Source organism: Sulfitobacter sp. R18_1, assembly GCF_017743915.1.
Taxonomy (GTDB): domain Bacteria; phylum Pseudomonadota; class Alphaproteobacteria; order Rhodobacterales; family Rhodobacteraceae; genus Sulfitobacter; species Sulfitobacter faviae.
The window spans coordinates 70,611-89,363 of sequence record NZ_JAGHRG010000010.1 but is presented as its reverse complement, the minus strand read 5'-3'; the positions used below and the strand labels follow the sequence as shown (position 1 = coordinate 89,363).

The following is an 18,753-nucleotide window of genomic DNA, read 5'->3' as shown; positions in this document are numbered from 1 at the left end:
GCCATCGCCTGCCCGCCCCACGGGGAGGCGATTTTGCAAAGCAATGCAACGCCTTACGCATGTTGCACCATCGCTGAGCCATAAAGTGGCATGATGGCCCCGCCGGATCGCCACCCCCGGGCAGGCGATGGCCCTCACCTGTCTGGCGACCCCACCCCGCTAGACCTTTCTCTGCCCATGTCATACCACTCTATCCAAACGGAAAAAGAGGCGCGCCATGGCGGAGAAACGCAAACTGTTCGAAGAGGTCGGGACCGACCAACCCAGCCGTGCCCCGGTGCAAACCGGCACGATCGACAAGGGCCGGGGCGGCGCGCGCGGGCCGATCCGGGTCTGGCTGATGATCCTCTTTGCGCTGGTCTTTGTCATGATCGCCGTGGGCGGGCTCACGCGGCTCACTGACTCCGGCCTCAGCATCACTGAATGGCGCCCGGTGACCGGTGCCTTGCCGCCGATGAACGAGGCCGATTGGCAGTCAGAATTTGAGAAATACAAGCAGATTGACGAGTTTCAGGTTCAGAATTCTTGGATGGAACTCTCTGATTTCAAAAGCATCTACTGGTGGGAATGGGGGCATCGGCAGCTTGGCCGGGTGATCGGCCTCGTCTGGGTCTTGGGCTTTCTCTACTTCCTCCTGCGCCGCCAAATCCCTGTCGGCTGGTCCAAACGGCTGCTCTTTATCGGCGCTTTGGGCGGCGCGCAGGGGGCGATCGGCTGGTGGATGGTCGCCTCGGGCGTGACCAGCGGGCAGGGGGTGACGGATGTGGCCTCCTACCGTTTGGCGACGCATCTCGGGCTGGCCTTTGTCATCCTCGGTTTCATCACTTGGTATGTGCTCTTGCTGGGTCGCAGCGAACGCGATCTGATTCAGGCCCGCCGCGCCAAGGAGGCCAAGCAATTCGGCATGGCAACGGGTCTGTTGCATTTCGCCGCACTGCAGATCCTGCTGGGCGCCTTGGTCGCAGGGATTGACGCGGGGCGCTATTTTGTCGACTGGCCGCTGATGCAGGGGCAGTTCTTCCCGCCCGAGGCATTCGACATCACGCCGACATGGCGGAATTTCTTTGAGAACCCGGGCTTGGTGCAATTCATGCACCGGATGGCGGGCTATCTGCTCTTTGCTTTCGGGGTTGTCGTTTGGCTGCGCGGTCGCCGCTCGGCCCATGCCCGCACGCGTTTTGCTTTCAACGCCGTGATGGCGGCGCTGTCTTTGCAAGTGGTTCTGGGCATCACCACCGTGCTCTATGCCGCGCCCGTGCATCTGGCGCTCGCGCATCAGGCGCTGGCCGTGCTGCTTTGGGTGCTGATCCTGCGCGCGCGTTTCCTTGCGGCCTATCCCGTCGCCACATCGCTGAGAGGCTGAGACATGACTGCATATGATGATTTGATGGCTTTTCAGCGCGACACCGAGGCGCTGGCGCAGGTCGCAGGCCGTTTGGGCTGGGATCAAGAGACGGTCATGCCCCGGGGCGCGGCCCCGCAGCGGGCCGAGGAGATGGCGGCGATGGAAAGCGTCCTCCACGCCCGCCGCATCGACCCGCGCATCGCAGATTGGCTGGCCCAGATCGAGCCCGCGGCGTTGGACGCGGTCGGGCAGGCGAACCTGCGCCACATCAAGCGCGATTTTGACCGCGCCACCCGCGTGCCCGCCGATCTGGCGGCGCGTATCGCCCGCGTCACCTCCGCCGCCCAAGGCACTTGGGCCGAGGCCCGCGCCGCCGATGACTTCGCGGCCTTCGCGCCTACTCTGAAAGAAGTGATCGCGCTCAAACGCGAAGAGGGGGCCGCGCTGGCCCAAGGGCGCGGGATCGGGATTTACGACGCGATGCTGGAGGATTACGAGCCCGGCACCACGGCGGCGGACCTCGAAGCCATGTTCGGCGCGCTGCGGCCAAAACTCTCCGAACTGCGCGCCGCCGTCCGCGAAGCCGAAGCGCCGCCGGTGTTGGAGGGTGTCTTTGACGAAGCGGCGCAGATGACCCTCACCGCCAAACTGGCGCGGCGCTTTGGCTATGATCTGGCCACCGGGCGCATCGACAAGGCCGTGCATCCCTTCTCCTCCGGATCGGGGCTGGACGTGCGGATTACCACGCGAACCAATGCCCTCGACCCGTTCAATTGCTTTTATTCCACCGTGCATGAGGTTGGCCATGCGGCCTATGAGCAGGGGATCGACAGCGCCTATCTGCTGACGCCTTTGGGCCGGGGCGTGTCGATGGGGGTGCATGAAAGCCAAAGCCGCATCTACGAAAACCAAATCGGCCGCAGCCGCGCCTTCACCGGGTGGCTCTTTGGTGAGATGACGGCGGTCTATGGCGATTTCGGCGTACCGGATGCCGAGACCTTCTACCGGATCGTTAACCGCGTGTCGGATGGTTTCATTCGGACCGAGGCGGATGAGCTTCAATACAATCTCCATGTCCTGCTGCGTTTCGATCTAGAACGGGCGCTGATGTCGGGCGACTTGCAGGGCGACGGGTTGGAAGCGGCGTGGAACGATCGCTTCGAGGCTGATTTCGGCTATCCGGTCGACCGCCCGTCAAATGGCGTCTTGCAGGACGTGCATTGGTCCGTCGGGCTTCTGGGCTATTTCCCGACCTATAGCCTCGGCAACGTCTATGCCGGATGCCTTCACGAGGCACTGTGGGAGGCCGTACCCGATCTCGACGAAGCCTTGGCAAGGGGGGATACGAGTGCCGCTACCGGTTGGCTGCGTGAGAACGTGCAAAAGCATGGGGGCCTTTACGAGCCGCGTGAGGTAATCACCCGCGCTTGCGGAAAGCCGCCGACCGAGGCACCGTTGCTGACCTACCTAGAAAACAAGTTCACGGAACTGTATGGAATTTAGGCATCTAAGATGGGGAACAAATCGCCATTTTGGATGTTGCTTAAACAACGGGCATCGCTATAAATCCTAACCATAGCTTAATATTTCGCCTTTGCGCCGGATAAGGTTATATGCGATGCTGCGGTGAGTTTCATTTTTGACGAGATATAGGAGTACCTAGACATGAAAATTCTTGCAACGGTGGCGGCAACTATCGCTCTTTCGGGTGCTGCTTTCGCCCAAACCACTTCTCAAGCGGCTGTTCTTGGGGCGTCTGACGATGCGGTCTATTCGCTTCAGGTTCAAGGTGCCAATGGTGTGGTTTATAACTGTAAGCCTGATCCGGTCACCGTAGACGGCAACACTGCGCGCGTTTGCGTGCCTGCCGCTGCAGCTGGTGCAGGGCTCTTTGCTGCTGGTGCCGGTCTTGGTGGCGGCGCGGCGGCAGCTGGTGCTGCTCTGGTTCTGGTTGCAGTCGCGGCATCCGGTTCCTCTTCTTCGACCACTACTACCAACTAATTTCCTAACGGAAGTTTAAGATTAGAAAATCCCCCGCGTTGATGGCGCGGGGGATTTTTTGTTGTTCGATGCTGTTTTGGGAAAAAGCCCCCGCCCCAAAGCATATGCATGGGGCGGGGTGGCCGCCGATCACTCGGCGGCGCTGTCACCCTCGGCTTCATCCTCTTCGTTGCCCTGATCGGCGATCCAAGCCACGCTGACGACTTCCTCGTTCTTGCCGGTGCTGAACACTTTCACACCACCTGCGCTGCGCGAGCGGAAGGAGATGCCTTCGACCGGCACGCGGATCGACTGGCCCTTGGAGGTCGCCAGCATCACCTGATCGGACATCTCGACCGGGAAGCAGGCGACGATGGGACCGTGGGCCATGGCCTTGGTCCAAGCCGTCACGCCCATGCCGCCGCGGCCCCGTACAGGGTAGTCATGGGCCGAGGAGACCTTGCCCGCGCCCTTGGCGGTGATCGTCAAGATTAGATCCTCGGCGGCGGACATTTCGGCATAGCGTTCGGTGCTGAACTGGCCAGCTTGAACCTGCTCTTCCTCGTCATCGCTGCTGTCGTCATCGGTCAGCCCCGCCATCAGGCGGCGCTGTTTGAGGTAGGCGACACGCTCTTCCGAACTCGCCTCAAAGTGGCGGATGACGGACATGGAGACGAGGTTGTCGCCTTCGCCCAGACGGATGCCGCGGACGCCAACGGAGTTGCGCGAGTTGAACACCCGCACGTCGGTCGCCGGGAAGCGGATCGCGCGGCCCGCGTCGGTGACCAGCATCACGTCATCGTCGTTCGAGGCGATGCGCGCGTTGATCAGCGTGGTGCCCTCATGCTCGCCTTCGAACTTCATGGCAATCTTGCCGTTGGCCTTCACATTGGTGAAATCCGACAGTTTGTTGCGCCGCACGGTCCCGGCAGAGGTGGCGAAGATCACCTGCAGGTCATCCCATTCCTTCTCATCCCGGTCCACCGGCATGATCGCCGCGATGGAGACGCCGGTCGGGATGGGCAGGATGTTGACGATGGCCTTGCCCTTGGCGGTGCGCGCACCCTGCGGCAGGCGCCATGTCTTCAGCTTGTAGACCATGCCATCGGTCGTGAAGAAGAGAAGCTGCGTATGGGTGTTGGCGACGAAGAGGTTGGTGACGACATCCTCTTCCTTGGTCTGCATGCCCGAGACACCCTTGCCGCCGCGGCGCTGCGCGCGGAAGTCGGCCAGAGGCGTGCGCTTGATGTAGCCGCCGGAGGTCACGGTCACGACCATTTCCTCGCGGGCGATCAGGTCTTCGTCGTCCATGTCGCCCGACCAGTCGACGATCTCGGTCCGGCGCGGCACGGCGAATTGCTCGCGCACCTCGCGCAACTCCTCCGAGATGATGCCGAGGATGCGCTCGCGGCTGCCCAGAATCTCGAGGTATTCCTTGATCTTGCCAGCCAGTTCTTCCAGCTCGTCGGTCACTTCCTTGACGCCGATCTGCGTCAGACGCTGCAGGCGCAGTTCCAGAATGGCGCGGGCCTGCGCTTCGGAGAGGTTGTAGGTGCCGTCGTCGTTCGCCGTATGGGTCGGGTCGTCGATGAGCGCGATATAGGGCAGAATGTCCTCGGCGGGCCAGCGGCGGGTCATCAGCTTCTCGCGCGCCTCGGCGGCGTCGGCGGAAGAGCGGATGGTGGCCACCACCTCGTCGATATTGGTGACTGCGACCGCGAGACCACAAAGGATATGGCTGCGCTCGCGCGCCTTGCGCAATAGGTAGGCCGTGCGGCGCGCCACGACATCTTCGCGGAAGTCGATGAAGTAGCTCAGGAATTTGCGCAAAGTGAGCTGCTCAGGCCGGCCGCCGTTCAGCGCCAGCATGTTGCAGCCGAAGTATGTCTGCATCGGGGTGAAGCGGTAAAGCTGGTTCATCACCACTTCGGCGGTGGCGTCGCGTTTGAGTTCGATCACCACGCGCACGCCGTTACGATCGCTCTCATCCTGAACGTGGGCGATGCCCTCGATCTTCTTCTCGCGGACCTGTTCGGCGATCTTTTCGATCATCGTGGCTTTGTTGACCTGATAGGGGATCTCATCGATGACGATGGCCCAGCGGTCTTTGCGGATTTCCTCAACCCGGGTCTTGGCGCGGATCACCACGCTGCCGCGGCCTTCGAGATAGGCTTTGCGCGCGCCGGAGCGGCCCAGCATGATGCCGCCCGTGGGAAAGTCGGGGCCGGGGACGTATTCGATGAGCTGTTCCGAGGTCAGGTCCGGATCGTCGATCAGCGCGAGGCAGGCATCCACCACCTCGCCAAGGTTATGCGGCGGGATGTTCGTCGCCATGCCGACGGCAATGCCGCCAGCGCCGTTGACCAGCATGTTCGGAAAGCGTGCGGGCAGGACGGTCGGTTCCTGCTGCTTGCCGTCATAGTTGTCCTGAAAATCGACGGTTTCCTTGTCGATATCGGCCAGAAGATAGGCGGCGGGCTTGTCCATCCGCACCTCGGTATAGCGCATGGCCGCCGGGTTATCACCGTCCATCGAGCCGAAGTTGCCCTGACCGTCCAAAAGCGGCAGCGACATGGAGAAATCCTGCGCCATCCGCACAAGCGCGTCGTAAATCGCGCTGTCGCCATGGGGGTGGTACTGGCCCATGACATCGCCCACCGGGCGGGCAGATTTGCGGTAGGCTTTTTCATGCGTGTTGCCGGTCTCATGCATCGCGTAAAGGATGCGGCGGTGCACCGGTTTCAGACCGTCGCGCAGGTCGGGAATCGCGCGGCTGACGATCACGCTCATCGCGTAGTCCAGATAGGACGTGCGCATCTCGTGTTCGATGGTCACCGACGGCCCGTGAAAGATGGGCTTTTCGTCTGCGTTTTCAGGGGTATCCGGCGTATCGGTCACGTATCTTGCCCACCATTTTTATGGTTCTATATCTTGGGGTTTTCTATAGCAGACGGGGCATATCAGGTGCAATGGCTGTGGCCGAAACGCACTGGCAGCACTTGGGGCGAAGTGCCAACACACTGTTTTCATTGAAAAGTAATTCTGACCACGCAAACTTGTTCTACAGAGGCAGCAAGGGAGGCGCAACATGCCCCGCAGTGAAACCGAATTGATGCTGAAAGGTTACGGGCTGACCACGGCAGAGTTCTTCTACCACATGCCCGATTACAGCCATGTGCTGAACAGTTATATCTGGCAGGATTACGACATCGCACCGGACCATCCGCGCCTGTTCGAATTCGTCGAATTCTGGCGCGCGGAGTTGGACGGTCCGCTGCATTCGGTCCGGTTCACCCACCGCAGGCTGACCGGCCCCGGTGAATGGCAAAACCAAGTGGGCGAGTTCACGCTACATTGAGCCGGTAAGCCCGAGGGCAGGGCGTCAGGCCGAACAGCTCGCCCCGCCCAAAACGCAGAATTTGGCGCAGTGCGGGTGGTTCAGCGCCACGTCGCGCTCCGCCTCGGCCAATGTGGTGCCGAGTTCAAACTCAGGGTCGTAGGGCAAGAGCGTGCAGGCCAGCACGGCGGGCTTCTCGGCCCCCTTGCGTTTGACCACCATACGGGAGGAGGCGCACATCACCGCGTCAGGGGACTTGTCCAAGATGCCCCAGCAGGCGGTGGTGATCTCGGGCACCTCCACGGCCTCGTCCATCTCGGGGAAGAGGACGGTCATGGCGGGGTCTTGCGCGTCGATGTCAAAGCCGTGTTCGGCGTAGAAGGCGGCATAACCCGCGCGGCTGTCAGCATCGCTGTCGGCAAAAATCGACCGCCCCGCCACGGCCATGCGAAAGCCGTTGTCGCGGAGCCATTCCATGCCGGTCAAGGTCTTGTCGAAAGCTCCCTCGCCACGTTCCGCGTCGTGCAGGTCGCGGCGATAATGGTCGACGGAGATGCGGAAGGTCATCTTGCCGGGATAGGCATCGCGCAGACGCAACAGCCCCTTTTGCACCGATCTGCGCATCATCGGACGCATGGCGTTGGTCAGGATCAACACCTCGTATCCGCGCTCTAGTGAGGCTTCCGTGATCTCGATCATCTGGGGGTTCATGAAGGGCTCACCGCCGGTGAAGGCGATCTCGCGCACCGGCCAGCTACGCTCCTCGATCTGGTCGAGATAGTCGCGCACCTCATCCGCGGTGATATAGACCAGCGCGTCGTTCTTGGGGCTGGAGGCGATGTAGCAGTTCACGCATTCGATGTTGCACAGGGTGCCTGTGTTGAACCAAAGCGTTTCCGCCCCGCGCAGGGCCACGGTGGCGCGGGGTTCCCCCTTGGCGGTGACCGCCGGGTTCTGGAACTTGCCCTCGTTTGCTTGCGCAATATCTTTCATGATTGTTCCTTGCGTGATCCCGTGTGTTCCTGTTGTGGTAAGCTATTGCGGCGCACCCTAAAAGTCCAAGCACCGGGGCGCACAGTCTTGTGATGTAGGGAAAAATAAGTATGTTTGCGCTAACTCTGCCATTCTGCCCGGACAAGGATTAATCAATGGTTTCGCGTGTTATCCCTGTCGACCCCTCCGATCTTGTCATCTTTGGCGGCACCGGCGATCTGGCCCGGCGCAAGATTTTGCCGGGTCTTTATCGCCGTTACTGTGCGGGTCAAATGCCCGAAGAGGCGCGGATCATCGGCGCTGCGCGCACCGAGATGGACGCCGCAGGCTACCGCGAGATGGTGGCCGAAGCGATTGAAGAGTTTGGCGGGAAAGACGCCTGTGACAACCTCGATGCCTTTCTCGCCAAGCTTGACTATGTCGCCATCGACGCACGCGGAGAGACCGGCTGGGCCGAACTGCAAGGCCTGATGTCCGGCAAGGACCGGATCGAGGTCTATTACTTCTCTGTCGCGCCGGGGCTTTTCGGCGATCTGGCGGAACGGTTGCAGCAATGGGGCATGGCGGGCGAAGAATGTCGCATTGTCGTTGAAAAACCCTTTGGCCGCGATCTGGAGAGTGCGCGCGCCCTCAACGCGACGCTGGCCACCTATTTCAAAGAGCAGCAGATCTACCGGATCGACCACTACCTCGGCAAAGAGACGGTGCAGAACCTCATGGCGGTGCGCTTTGGCAATATGCTGTTCGAGCCGTTGTGGAACCGTCAATACGTCGACCACATCCAGATCACCGTGGCCGAGACGGTGGGCGTCGGCGGGCGTGGCGAGTACTACGACAAATCCGGCGCGATGCGGGACATGGTGCAGAACCACCTGATGCAACTCTTGTGCCTGATCGCGATGGAGCCGCCCGCGCGTTTCGACCCCGATGCGGTGCGCGACGAAAAGCTGAAAGTGATCCGCGCGATCGACCCGGTGCTGCCGCATCATCTGGTGCGTGGGCAGTATGAGGCCGAGGAGGGCAATGAGGAAGATGCCCCCAGCTATCGCGATGCCGTCGGCAACCCACGGTCGCGGACCGAGAGTTTCGTGGCGTTGAAGGCCCATATCAGCAACTGGCGTTGGCATGGCACGCCGTTTTATCTGCGCACCGGCAAGCGCATGGTGGCGCGCTCCAGCGAGATCACGGTGGTTTTCAAAGATACGCCGCATTCCATCTTTGCCGAAGACGCAGGCCGCCATCGCAACGTGCTGTCGATCCGCTTGCAGCCCAATGAGGGCATCACCCTTGGCGTGACGATCAAGGAACCGGGGCCGGGGGGCATGCGTCTTGTCGATGTGCCGCTCGACATGACCTTTGCCGAAGCGCTTGGCCCCGATGGGGGCGATCAGGTCGATGCCTATGAGCGGCTTATCATGGACGTGATCCGGGGCAACCAGACATTGTTCATGCGCGACGACGAGGTCGAGGCCGCCTGGGCCTGGACCGATCCGATCATCCAAGGCTGGGAGGCCCGTCACGACGTGCCCAAACCCTATGACAGCGGCTCGGCAGGGCCCACGGATGCGACAGAAATGATGCGGCGCGATGGCCGTGAATGGCGAAAGGTATCCCCATGAACATCATCGAATATGCGGACCGCGAAATGCTGGTGATGAATGTCGCCAACAAACTGGCGGGCAAGTTGAAATCGGCGCTTTCGGGCAATGACCACGTGTCTTTCGCGGTGCCAGGCGGCTCTACCCCCGGGCCGATCTTTGAGATGCTCAGCGCGACCGATCTGGATTGGGGCCGGGTGGATGTGATGCTGACCGATGAGCGTTGGGTGGACGTGGATGACCCGCTGTCGAACGCGCGTCTGGTGCGCGAGCATCTGTTGAACGACCGTGCCGCAGCGGCGCAGTTCATCCCTTTTTTCCGACCCGGGCTTTCTCCGGGCGAGGGGGCAGAGGTGGTGGCCCCCAGTCTGACGGATCATGTGCCGATCTCTGTTCTGCTGCTTGGCATGGGCGACGACATGCACACCGCCTCGCTTTTCCCCGGCGATCCCAGCCTGCCTGACGCTTTGGCCGCCGATGCCCCGCTTTTGTGCCCGGTCTATCCCGAGGGCCAGCCGACCGCGCGGGTCACGCTGCCGGCGCATGTGCTCGACGGGGCGCTGAACAAGCATCTCGTGATTTTCGGGGATGAGAAACGCGCGGCCCTTGAGCGCGCGCAGGGGCTTTCCCCCGAAGAGGCGCCGATTGCAGCGGTGCTGGATGAAATCGAAGTTTACTGGGCGGCATGATGAACATTTGGCAAGACCTTCAAGAGCGGCAAAGCGCCGTGGCAGACCGCAAGATCACGGCACTGTTCGACGACCCGAACCGGGCCGAGGATTTTTCCCTGCGCACGCAGCATATGCTGTTCGACTACGCCAAGACGAATATCGACACCGAGACCCGCGCGGCGCTGCTGCAACTAGTCGAAAACGCCAAAGTCACCGAACGCCGCGATGCGATGTTCGCGGGCGCGCCGATCAATGAGACTGAGGGCCGCGCGGTGTTGCACACTGCGCTGCGCAATCTCGATGGCGGGGCGGTAGAAGTCGCGGGCGAAGATGTCATACCGCAGGTGCGCGACACGCTGGCGCGGATGCGCAGCTTTGCCGATCAGGTGCGCAGCGGCGACATTACGGATGTGGTCAACATTGGCATCGGCGGCTCTGACCTTGGCCCCGCCATGGCGACCCGCGCGCTGACGCCCTATCACGATGGGCCGCGCTGCCACTTCGTCTCGAACGTCGATGGCGCGCATATCGCGGATACGCTGCGTGGGTTGGATGCCAAGAAAACGCTGGTGATCGTGGCCTCCAAGACTTTCACCACCATCGAGACCATGACCAATGCGCGCACGGCACGGGCATGGATGCAGGACCATGGCGGCGATCCGGCGACGCAGTTCGCCGCGCTCAGCACCGCGGATGGCAAGACCGCCGAATTTGGGATCGACCCGGCTCGCGTCTTCGGTTTCGAGGATTGGGTCGGCGGGCGCTATTCCGTCTGGGGGCCGATTGGGCTGTCGCTGATGATCGCTATTGGGCCCAAGGCTTTCGACAGCTTCCTGCGCGGCGCGCAGGAGATGGACCGCCATTTCTGCGCCGCTGATCCGGCTGAGAATATGCCGATCCTTCTGGCGCTGGTGGGCATCTGGCACAACCAAATCTGCGGCCATGCCACCCGCGCGGTGCTGCCCTATGACCAACGGCTTGAGATGCTGCCCGATTACCTGCAACAGCTTGAGATGGAATCGAACGGCAAGGGCGTGCAGATGGACGGCGCCGATAGCCCGCGCCACACCGGCCCCGTGGTCTGGGGCGCGGCGGGCACCAATGGCCAGCACGCTTTCTATCAGTTGATCCACCAAGGCACGCGGGTGATCCCTTGCGAGTTTCTGGTGGCGGCCAAGGGACATGAGCCGGAGTTGCAGCATCACCACGATCTGCTGATCGCCAATTGCCTCGCCCAATCCGAGGCGCTGATGCGCGGGCGGTCTCTGGACGAAGCGCGCGCCATCATGCGCGATGCGGGGCTTTCGGGCGACGCGCTTGAACGCCAAGCCCGCCACCGTGTCTTCCCCGGCAACCGGCCCTCGACCACACTCGCCTATGAAACGCTTGATCCCTTCACGCTGGGCCAGATCATCGCGCTTTACGAGCATCGCGTTTTCGTCGAAGGTGTGATCCTCGGCATCAATTCTTTCGATCAATGGGGCGTGGAACTGGGCAAGGAACTGGCCAAATCGCTCCAACCGCTGGTCGAAGGGGAGGTCTCTACCGAGGGGAAAGACGGCTCTACCGCAGGGCTGATCGGCTATATCCACCAGCATCGCGGCTAGGGGCTGCCCTTCGAGCGGAACGAGGCACCCCGCGGGCGACAGCCGCCTGCGCGGTGCCACTGTCCTGTCCGTCAGCGCTATTACGACTTGCCGGAGGGGAAGGCTTGCAACTGCCCTGACCTTTGGACAGTCTCGAAGCAAATGATTGGAGGACCCCCTATGCTTGGCCAGATGATGACGCAGCCGCTGCTGATCTCAAGCCTGATTTCCCATGCCGAACGCTATCACCCCGAGGGCGAGATCATCTCGGTCTCGACCATCGGCGGGGTCGAGGAAACCAATTGGGGACAGGTGGCCGAGAACGCGCGGCGTTTGGGCGCGGCCTTGACCGATCTGGGGCTGTCGCCGCAGGCGCGTTGCGGGACCATCGCATGGAACAATCGGCGGCATCTGGAAATCTACTTCGGCACCTCCGGCGCGGGCTTTGTCTGCCATACGATCAACCCGCGGCTCTTTGCCGATCAGCTTGTCTATATCCTCAACCATGCCGCGGATGAGGTGCTCTTCATCGACAAGACCTTTGTGCCGCTCGTCGCCGCGATCCGCGACAAGCTGGAGCATCTCAAGCACCTCGTCCTGATGTCCGGCCCTGATGCCGAGGCCGCTGAGGCGCTGCCGGGGTTGGTCTTCTACGACGAATTGGTGGCTTCGGGCGATGCCGGGTTCGACTGGCCCGATCTGGATGAGAACACGGCGTCGAGCCTTTGCTACACCTCTGGCACCACGGGCAATCCCAAGGGCGTGCTCTATTCCCACCGCTCGACCGTGCTGCATTCCTTTGGCATCAACATGGCCGATAGCATCGCAATCTCCGCACGGGACATCGTGATGGCCGTGGTGCCGATGTTCCATGTCAACGCTTGGGGCTGCCCCTATGCCAGTGCGATGACCGGCGCGCGGATGGTGCTGCCGGGGCCGAACCTCGATGGGGCATCGCTGGTGGGGCTGATCGACACCTACCGCGTTTCCTTGGCGCTTGGCGTGCCGACGATCTGGCAAGGGCTCTTGGCGGCGGCAAAGAAATCCGGCAGCGAACTGCCCAGCCTAGAGCGTACCGTGGTCGGCGGTTCGGCCTGTCCGCCGTCGATGATCAAGACCTTCCGCGAAGACTATGGGGTGGAGACCATCCACGCTTGGGGCATGACCGAGATGTCGCCGGTGGGCAGCGTCAACAAGCCCTTGGCGAAACACGGTGAATTGCCCGAGGATGCCCAGCACAAGCTGCGCGAGAACCAAGGCCGCCCGGTCTTTGGTGTTGAGCTTGAGATCTGGGACGACACAGGCAAGCCGCTGCCCCATGACGGCGAGACCCAAGGCGCGCTGGTCACCCGCGGGCATTGGATTTTGGATGCCTATTACCAATCCGACCGGGACAGCACCCTGCGCGATGGCTGGTTCGACACCGGCGATATCGCGACGATGGACGCCGACGGCTATATCACCATCCGGGACCGCGCCAAGGATATCATCAAGTCGGGCGGCGAATGGATCAGTTCGGTCGAGTTAGAGAATATCGCCATCGCCCACCCCGATCTGGCCGACGCCGCCGTCATCGGGGCCACCCATCCCAAATGGGATGAGCGCCCGGTCCTGGTCGCGGTGAAGGCCGAAGGGGCCGATCCGTCAGAGGCGGATATCCTCAAGGTTTTCGAGGATCAGATCGCCAAATGGCAGGTGCCCGACAGGGTGGTCTTCGCCGAGGCACTGCCGCGAAACGCGACGGGCAAAGTGCTGAAACGCGACCTGCGGGACCGGTTCGGCGATGTGCTGATGCAGGGCGAGAGCTAAGGTAATCCGCCCCGGTCCGCTTTGGGCCGGGGCGTTTTGCCGTCAGGCCGAACGGCGCATCTCGCTATCTGCCACGGGGCGGGGTAGGGTCAGCCGGAAAGTGCTGCCCACGTCGACTTTGCTTTCCAGCGACAGGCTGCCGCCATGCAGGCTGGCCAGTTGCTCGGCAATCGCAAGGCCCAATCCCAAGCCGCCGTTCTCACGCGACATTGAGCCGTCAACCTGCTGAAAACGCAGGAAAACCCGCTCGAGATTGTCCTCGGAAATACCGCAGCCCGTGTCGGAGACCGAGAAGGTGATCTCTTCGGCATCCTGCTGCATCTGAAGATGAATATTGCCGCTGCGGGTGAATTTGATCGCGTTTGAAATCAGGTTGTAGAGGATCTGCCGCAGGCGCACCGGATCGGCATTGGCGAGGGCCGTGCCATTGTCCTCATAGGTCAGCGTCAGCCCCTTGGCCTCGGCATCCGGGCGCAGGTCATCGGCAACGGAGCGGGCGATCTCGCTGGTCTCAATCTCTTGCAGATCAAGCTCCATCTTGCCGCGTGCGACCTTGGTCCAATCCAACAGGTCTTCGACAAGGCGCAGCATATGTTTGGACGACCCCGCGATGCCGCCCGCTTGGTCAGAGACGAAGTTTTGGAACTCATCGACGCTGTGGCGAATGTCGGGCGTGGCATTGGCGCTGTTGTTCAGCGCGGTCTGCAAACGCCGGGCTTGGGGCAGCTTCTCGGCATGTTGCAGAAAGGTCGCTCGGCCCGAGATCACGGTGAGCGGCGTGCGCAGCTCATGGCTGACGTTGTTGAGGAATTCGGTCTTTTCACGGTCCGCCGCCTTGGCCGCGTCGAGCGCGCGTTTCTCGGCCGTCACATCGGTCCAGATGCCCACGGTATAGCCATGCGGCGTGCGGGATTCCGTGACTTTGAGCCAGAAGTTATCCGAGACCTCAAGAATGAAGGCGCCGGTCGGGTTGCGGAACCGGGCGAGACGTTTGGCGATCCAAGCCTCACGCTCCTCGACCTGCTCAGGGTGCTGATGGCGGGCGACCCAATGACGCAACAGCTCTTCGATGGTTTTGCCGGGGATCAGAAGATCAGCAATTTCAGGGTGATACTCCAGAAACTTGCTGTTGACGGTGACAAGGCGTTCCTTCTCGTCAAAGGCGATGAACCCCTCTTGGATCGAGCCGATCCCTTCGGCCAAAAGCGCATGGGCTTCCTGCTTTTTCAACGTGACCCGGCGGAAGGCCCAAAGGCCCGCCATCAGCGCGATGGTCGCGATCAGGGCGAAGGCTACGAGGTAGGGGCTTTGCGGGGCATAGGGGGGCAGACCGTTGGCAGGGCTGGCCGTCGCCTCCCATGTCTTGCCCAAAAGCTCGAACCGGGTGCGCACGGGGGCTGTGGGGTCGACCGCCGCAGGCTCAATCTCAGGCGGCATGGCGCCTGTGGGGAAGGCGCGGAGGCTATAGATGTAGTCGGCGGCCTGATGCGGGTTTTGATGCGGCTCGAACAGCCGGTCGGGCTGGAAGACGATGGACATCACCCCCCAAAAGCGCGGCGCACCAAGGCCGATGGGGCGCTCGAACACCGGGTAGTGCATGATGTAGCCCTTGCCGCCTTGAACAAGGTTCAGCGGCCCTTCGATGGTCGGGCTTTGGCGGCGATAGGCATTGGCGACGCCGGAAAGCTGCGTCGGGATGTTCTTGTATTCCAGGCCAATCGTCTCGCCATTCTGGGTCTTGGGATAGCTATGGGTGATCTTGAGGTCTGGGGCGAGGGCGAAGGCCTGAATGCCGGGGTTCCGGTCGCGCAACTCCTTGACCAGCAGTTCGATCTTTTTGTCTTTGAACGCCTCGCCGGAGAGCAGGATATTCTCGATGTTCTTAGTGACCAGAATGGTCTCTTGGAACTGATGCTGCACCTGATTGCTGACTTCATGCAGTGTTTGCCGGGCATCTTGACGGATGCTGGCGATATGCTGCTCGTAATCCAGTTTGACGATCGAATAGCTGATGCCGGCGACACAGCACAGTACGATGAAATTGACGATGATATACGCCTTGGATGTCGCGTAGTCCCGAAACGCGTTTGCCACGCTTTTTTCCTTTGCCTCAATGCGCATCCGACATCGTTGGGCCATTTGCGCGTAAGTTACTTCCCTGTAGATCGCTACTTTTGCGGGCAATCATGGCGAAATTCGGACCAGATTAGGCTTTTCATTGGTGTGACCTTGGGGAACCCTGCGGGGCCTATGCGAGGGCATGTGGCGGCGTCACGAAGGCGGAGGGGGGAGCGTGGAGCGGGTAACGAGAATCGAACTCGTAACTAAAGCTTGGGAAGCTGCCGTGATACCTTTTCACCATACCCGCGCGCTGAGGGTGAGATAATCGGCGCGCGGGGGAAGGTCAAGTCAGGGTTTCGTCGCGGTGACGAAATTGATTTCGGCAGGCAGGCGCAGGGGACCGTCTTTCGCATAGGGGCGCAGAGCTTCGGCGATGGTCTGCCGAAGTTCCGCGACCTGTGCCGGGCCCGCCTCGAAATGATTGATCGCGCCGCTGGCCGGGCCGATGTCGCACATCTGCTGGGCAAGGTCATCGACCGTGCCCGCGGGGGTGAGGTCAAGCCGTGTCACCTTGCAGGCGATATCGACAAAGCCTGCCTCGGCGAGGATCGATACCACGCGTTCGGGGTCGCGAAAGGCGAAGGGGCCGGGGCCGTCAGGATCGCTTTTCGGCATGGCCCCGATGGTGGCCCGGGCGGCGCGGGCGGGCAGGGTAAAGAAAGGGTTTTCGGGGATTTGGCCCCAAGCGGCAAAGCTGAGCTTCGCGCCGGGGCTGAGTTGCGCGGCCATGCGCGTGAAGCTGAGCACCGGATCGGCAAAGAACATCACGCCAAAGCGCGAGATCAGCCGATCATAGGGAGGGGAAAGCGCTAGCGTCGTTGCATCACCGTGATGAAAGGCGACATGGGGCAGGGCGGCGGCCCGTTGCCGCGCGAGGTCGAGCAGCGGGGCAGAGACATCGACGCCCAGCACCGCGCCCGCATCGCCCACCGCCTCGGCGGCGGCGAGACAGCCCGCCCCCGCGCCGCAGCCGATGTCGAGCACCCTCAGCCCCGGTGCCAGTTCGGCGCGCGCCAGCACGCCGTCGAGCACCGGCTGCATCAGAATGTCCAGCTCAGCCTGCCGCGCGGCCCATCTCTGCCCCGCAGAGGCGCTCCAGAATTCGACCTGATCGCTGTTGTCGGAGGCGCTCATCATGTCGCCTTTCTTCTGCGCCGACGCCCGCCGCGTTCGCTTTCGCCGCTGCCGCCGGTGTTGAAGGTCACCTCCGGCAGGGCGACGAGGCTGTTGAGGATGGGGAAAGGCTCCACCGCGTTGGGAATGGCCGAGGCATTGACGAAATGCTCTTGAAAGCGCGGCTCGACGGCGGTTTCGATCTTGTGGATCGCGCCCACGGTCGCCTCGATCTCGGCCCGGGCCTCGGTATTGAGCAGGGCGATCCGGGCGCCGGTGCCAGCGGCATTGCCCGCGCTGGTGACTTTGTCGAGCGGCGCGTCGGGGATCATGCCCAGCACCATCGCGTGTTTGGGGCTGATATGCGCGCCAAAGGCCCCCGCCAGCACCACGCGGTCGACCTTGTCGACGCCGAATTTGTCCATCAGCAGCCGCGCGCCGGAATAGAGCGCGGCCTTGGCCATCTGGATTTCGCGAATGTCGCGGTTGGTCACCGTGATCTTGGGCCCGCCCTTTTCGGTGCCGTCATAGACCAGATAGCTGTTGGTGCGCCCATCGGCAAAGACCGAGGCCGAGCCCGTCTGCGCAGCACTGCCAATCAGACCCGGCGCGTCGACGATGCCGTGAATGCGCATCTCGGCGACCATTTCGATAATGCCGGAGCCGCAGATGCCCGTGACGCCGGTGCTCGCCACCGCTTCTTCAAAGCCGTCCTCATCGGACCAGAGATCACAGCCGATCACCTTGAACCGGGCCACCTTGGTTTCCGGGTCAATCTCGACCCGTTCGATCGCCCCCGGTGCCGCCCGTTGGCCCGAGCTGATCTGCGCCCCCTCAAACGCGGGCCCGGTGGGAGAGGAACAGGCCAGCACCTTTTCCTTGTTGCCCAACAGGATCTCCGCATTGGTGCCCACATCGACCACCAGCATCAACTCGTCGGACTTCTCAGGCGCTTCCGACAGGGCGACGGCGGCGGCATCCGCGCCGACATGGCCCGCGATGCAGGGCAGCAGGTAGACACGGGCGGAGGGGTGAATGTTCAGGTCCAAATCCTCGGCCCGCAGACGCAGCGCGCCGGAGGTGGCAAGCGCGAAGGGCGCTTGGCCCAGCTCAAAGGGGTCGATGCCCAGCAGCAGGTGGTGCATCACCGGGTTGCAGACGAAGACCGCGTCGACGATCAGATCGGGCGCGACATTCCCTTCGGCGGCGATCTGAGTGAAAAGCGTCGCCATCCCTTCGCGCACCGCGCGGGTCATCTCCTGCGCGCCGTCGGGGTTCATCATGGAATAGCTGACGCGGCTCATCAGGTCTTCGCCGAAACGGATCTGCGGGTTCATCACACCGGAAGAGGCCATGACCTCACCGGTTTGCAGATCGCACAGATGCGCCGCGATGGTGGTGGAGCCGAGGTCGACCGCCAAACCATAGACAGTGCCTTCGTAATACCCCGGCCAGATGTTCATGATCCGCGCGGCGTTTTCCTGATCGCCCAGATGGACGGCGACGGTGACTTTCCAATCGCCCTTGCGCAGAACCGGCTGCATCATTTGCAGGATGTGCAGATCGGCGGTGACTTTCTCCAACTCCCACTGCTCGGCCAGCGCGGCCCTGAGACGCTCCAGATCGCCCGAGGGTTCGTGCATGTCGGGCTCCGTCACCTCGACGTAGAAGAGTTTGACCGACGGGTTCAGCACAATCTCCCGCGCCTCGGCGCGTTTGCGCACGACCTGTTTGTGCACTTGGCTCTCTGGCGGCACGTCGATCACCACATCGCCTTGCACCGTCGCCTGACAGCCCAGACGGCGGCCCTCCTTCAGGCCGCGCTTCTCGTCATAGCGTTCCTCGACTGCGTTCCATGTGCTCAGCGCGTCAGGTGCGACGGTCACCCCGTGTTTCGAGAACTGCCCATAGCCTGGCGAGACCTGACATTTCGAACAGATGCCGCGCCCGCCGCAGACCGAGTCGAGATCGACACCCAACTGCCGCGCGGCGGTCAGCACCGGGGTACCTTTGGGAAAGCGCCCTCTCTTGCCGGAGGGCGTGAAAATCACGAGGGGGTCACTGCTCATCGGGGCCGTCCTTTGTTTCTTTGCGACAGCATAGCGTGCCGCGCGGCAGGGGAAAGATGCGGGGCGGCAATTCGTGCCGCGCCTGCGTCATTCGCCGTCTGTGGCTTACGCGGGGGAATAGGCCTTTCCAA

At 62.2% G+C, this 18,753-nt stretch carries 13 protein-coding genes and 1 tRNA gene; 8 read left to right on the top strand and 6 right to left on the bottom strand.

Annotated elements, in window-relative coordinates; translation table 11 throughout:
- The first annotated feature begins 217 nt into the window (after positions 1 to 217).
- The 3 genes from ctaA (at position 218) to J7392_RS18415 (ending at position 3,346) form a co-directional block, all read left to right on the top strand.
- Positions 218 to 1,363: a heme A synthase gene (gene ctaA / locus J7392_RS18425; RefSeq protein WP_209218839.1), complete on the top strand. Its 1,146-nt coding sequence runs from the start codon at positions 218 to 220 to the stop codon at positions 1,361 to 1,363.
- A 3-nt stretch (positions 1,364 to 1,366) separates the two neighbouring features.
- The gene (locus J7392_RS18420) at positions 1,367 to 2,848 is read left to right on the top strand and encodes a carboxypeptidase M32 (RefSeq protein ID WP_209218838.1); all 1,482 of its coding nucleotides are present in this window, start codon (positions 1,367 to 1,369) and stop codon (positions 2,846 to 2,848) included.
- Between the two features lie 162 nt (positions 2,849 to 3,010).
- Positions 3,011 to 3,346 carry a hypothetical protein gene (locus J7392_RS18415; protein ID WP_209218837.1) on the top strand — a complete coding sequence of 112 codons (336 nt, stop codon included), beginning with the start codon at positions 3,011 to 3,013 and terminating at the stop codon, positions 3,344 to 3,346.
- Positions 3,347 to 3,475: 129 nt separating this feature from the next.
- Here the strand turns inward: J7392_RS18415 and gyrA are convergent, their stop codons facing one another.
- A complete protein-coding gene (gyrA, locus tag J7392_RS18410; RefSeq protein ID WP_209218836.1) occupies positions 3,476 to 6,223 on the bottom strand; it encodes a DNA gyrase subunit A in 2,748 nt (915 codons plus the stop codon).
- Between the two features lie 190 nt (positions 6,224 to 6,413).
- On the opposite strand from gyrA, the gene J7392_RS18405 reads away from it, so the two are divergent.
- On the top strand, positions 6,414 to 6,683 hold the full coding sequence (locus J7392_RS18405; protein WP_209218835.1) for an usg protein: 270 nt from the start codon (positions 6,414 to 6,416) through the stop codon (positions 6,681 to 6,683).
- 24 nt (positions 6,684 to 6,707) lie between these two features.
- Here J7392_RS18405 and J7392_RS18400 read toward each other — a convergent pair whose 3' ends face one another.
- Complete coding sequence (locus tag J7392_RS18400) at positions 6,708 to 7,655, bottom strand: radical SAM protein (protein ID WP_209218834.1); 948 nt, start codon at positions 7,653 to 7,655, stop codon at positions 6,708 to 6,710.
- Between the two features lie 155 nt (positions 7,656 to 7,810).
- Here J7392_RS18400 and zwf point away from each other — a divergent pair, with 155 nt between their 5' ends.
- From zwf to J7392_RS18380, 4 genes are all read left to right on the top strand, one after another.
- Entirely contained in the window at positions 7,811 to 9,274 is a 1,464-nt protein-coding gene (zwf, locus tag J7392_RS18395; RefSeq protein ID WP_209218833.1) for a glucose-6-phosphate dehydrogenase, read from the top strand.
- A complete protein-coding gene (gene pgl / locus J7392_RS18390; RefSeq protein WP_209218832.1) occupies positions 9,271 to 9,942 on the top strand; it encodes a 6-phosphogluconolactonase in 672 nt (223 codons plus the stop codon). Before zwf ends, pgl begins: the two co-directional genes overlap by 4 nt.
- Entirely contained in the window at positions 9,939 to 11,531 is a 1,593-nt protein-coding gene (gene pgi / locus J7392_RS18385; protein ID WP_209218831.1) for a glucose-6-phosphate isomerase, read from the top strand. The genes pgl and pgi overlap by 4 nt, the downstream gene beginning before the upstream one ends.
- Before the next feature lie 159 nt (positions 11,532 to 11,690).
- Entirely contained in the window at positions 11,691 to 13,319 is a 1,629-nt protein-coding gene (locus J7392_RS18380) for a long-chain fatty acid--CoA ligase (protein WP_209218830.1), read from the top strand.
- A gap of 42 nt (positions 13,320 to 13,361) precedes the next feature.
- Here the strand turns inward: J7392_RS18380 and J7392_RS18375 are convergent, their stop codons facing one another.
- The 4 genes from J7392_RS18375 to J7392_RS18360 form a co-directional block, all read right to left on the bottom strand.
- Complete coding sequence (locus tag J7392_RS18375; RefSeq protein WP_209218829.1) at positions 13,362 to 15,413, bottom strand: ATP-binding protein; 2,052 nt, start codon at positions 15,411 to 15,413, stop codon at positions 13,362 to 13,364.
- A 200-nt stretch (positions 15,414 to 15,613) separates the two neighbouring features.
- Positions 15,614 to 15,687 (bottom strand) — tRNA-Gly (locus tag J7392_RS18370).
- Positions 15,688 to 15,728: 41 nt separating this feature from the next.
- Positions 15,729 to 16,577 carry a methyltransferase domain-containing protein gene (locus J7392_RS18365; RefSeq protein WP_209218828.1) on the bottom strand — a complete coding sequence of 283 codons (849 nt, stop codon included), beginning with the start codon at positions 16,575 to 16,577 and terminating at the stop codon, positions 15,729 to 15,731.
- A complete protein-coding gene (locus J7392_RS18360) occupies positions 16,574 to 18,622 on the bottom strand; it encodes an ASKHA domain-containing protein (protein ID WP_209218827.1) in 2,049 nt (682 codons plus the stop codon). The genes J7392_RS18365 and J7392_RS18360 overlap by 4 nt, the downstream gene beginning before the upstream one ends.
- Positions 18,623 to 18,753: the final 131 nt, after the last annotated feature.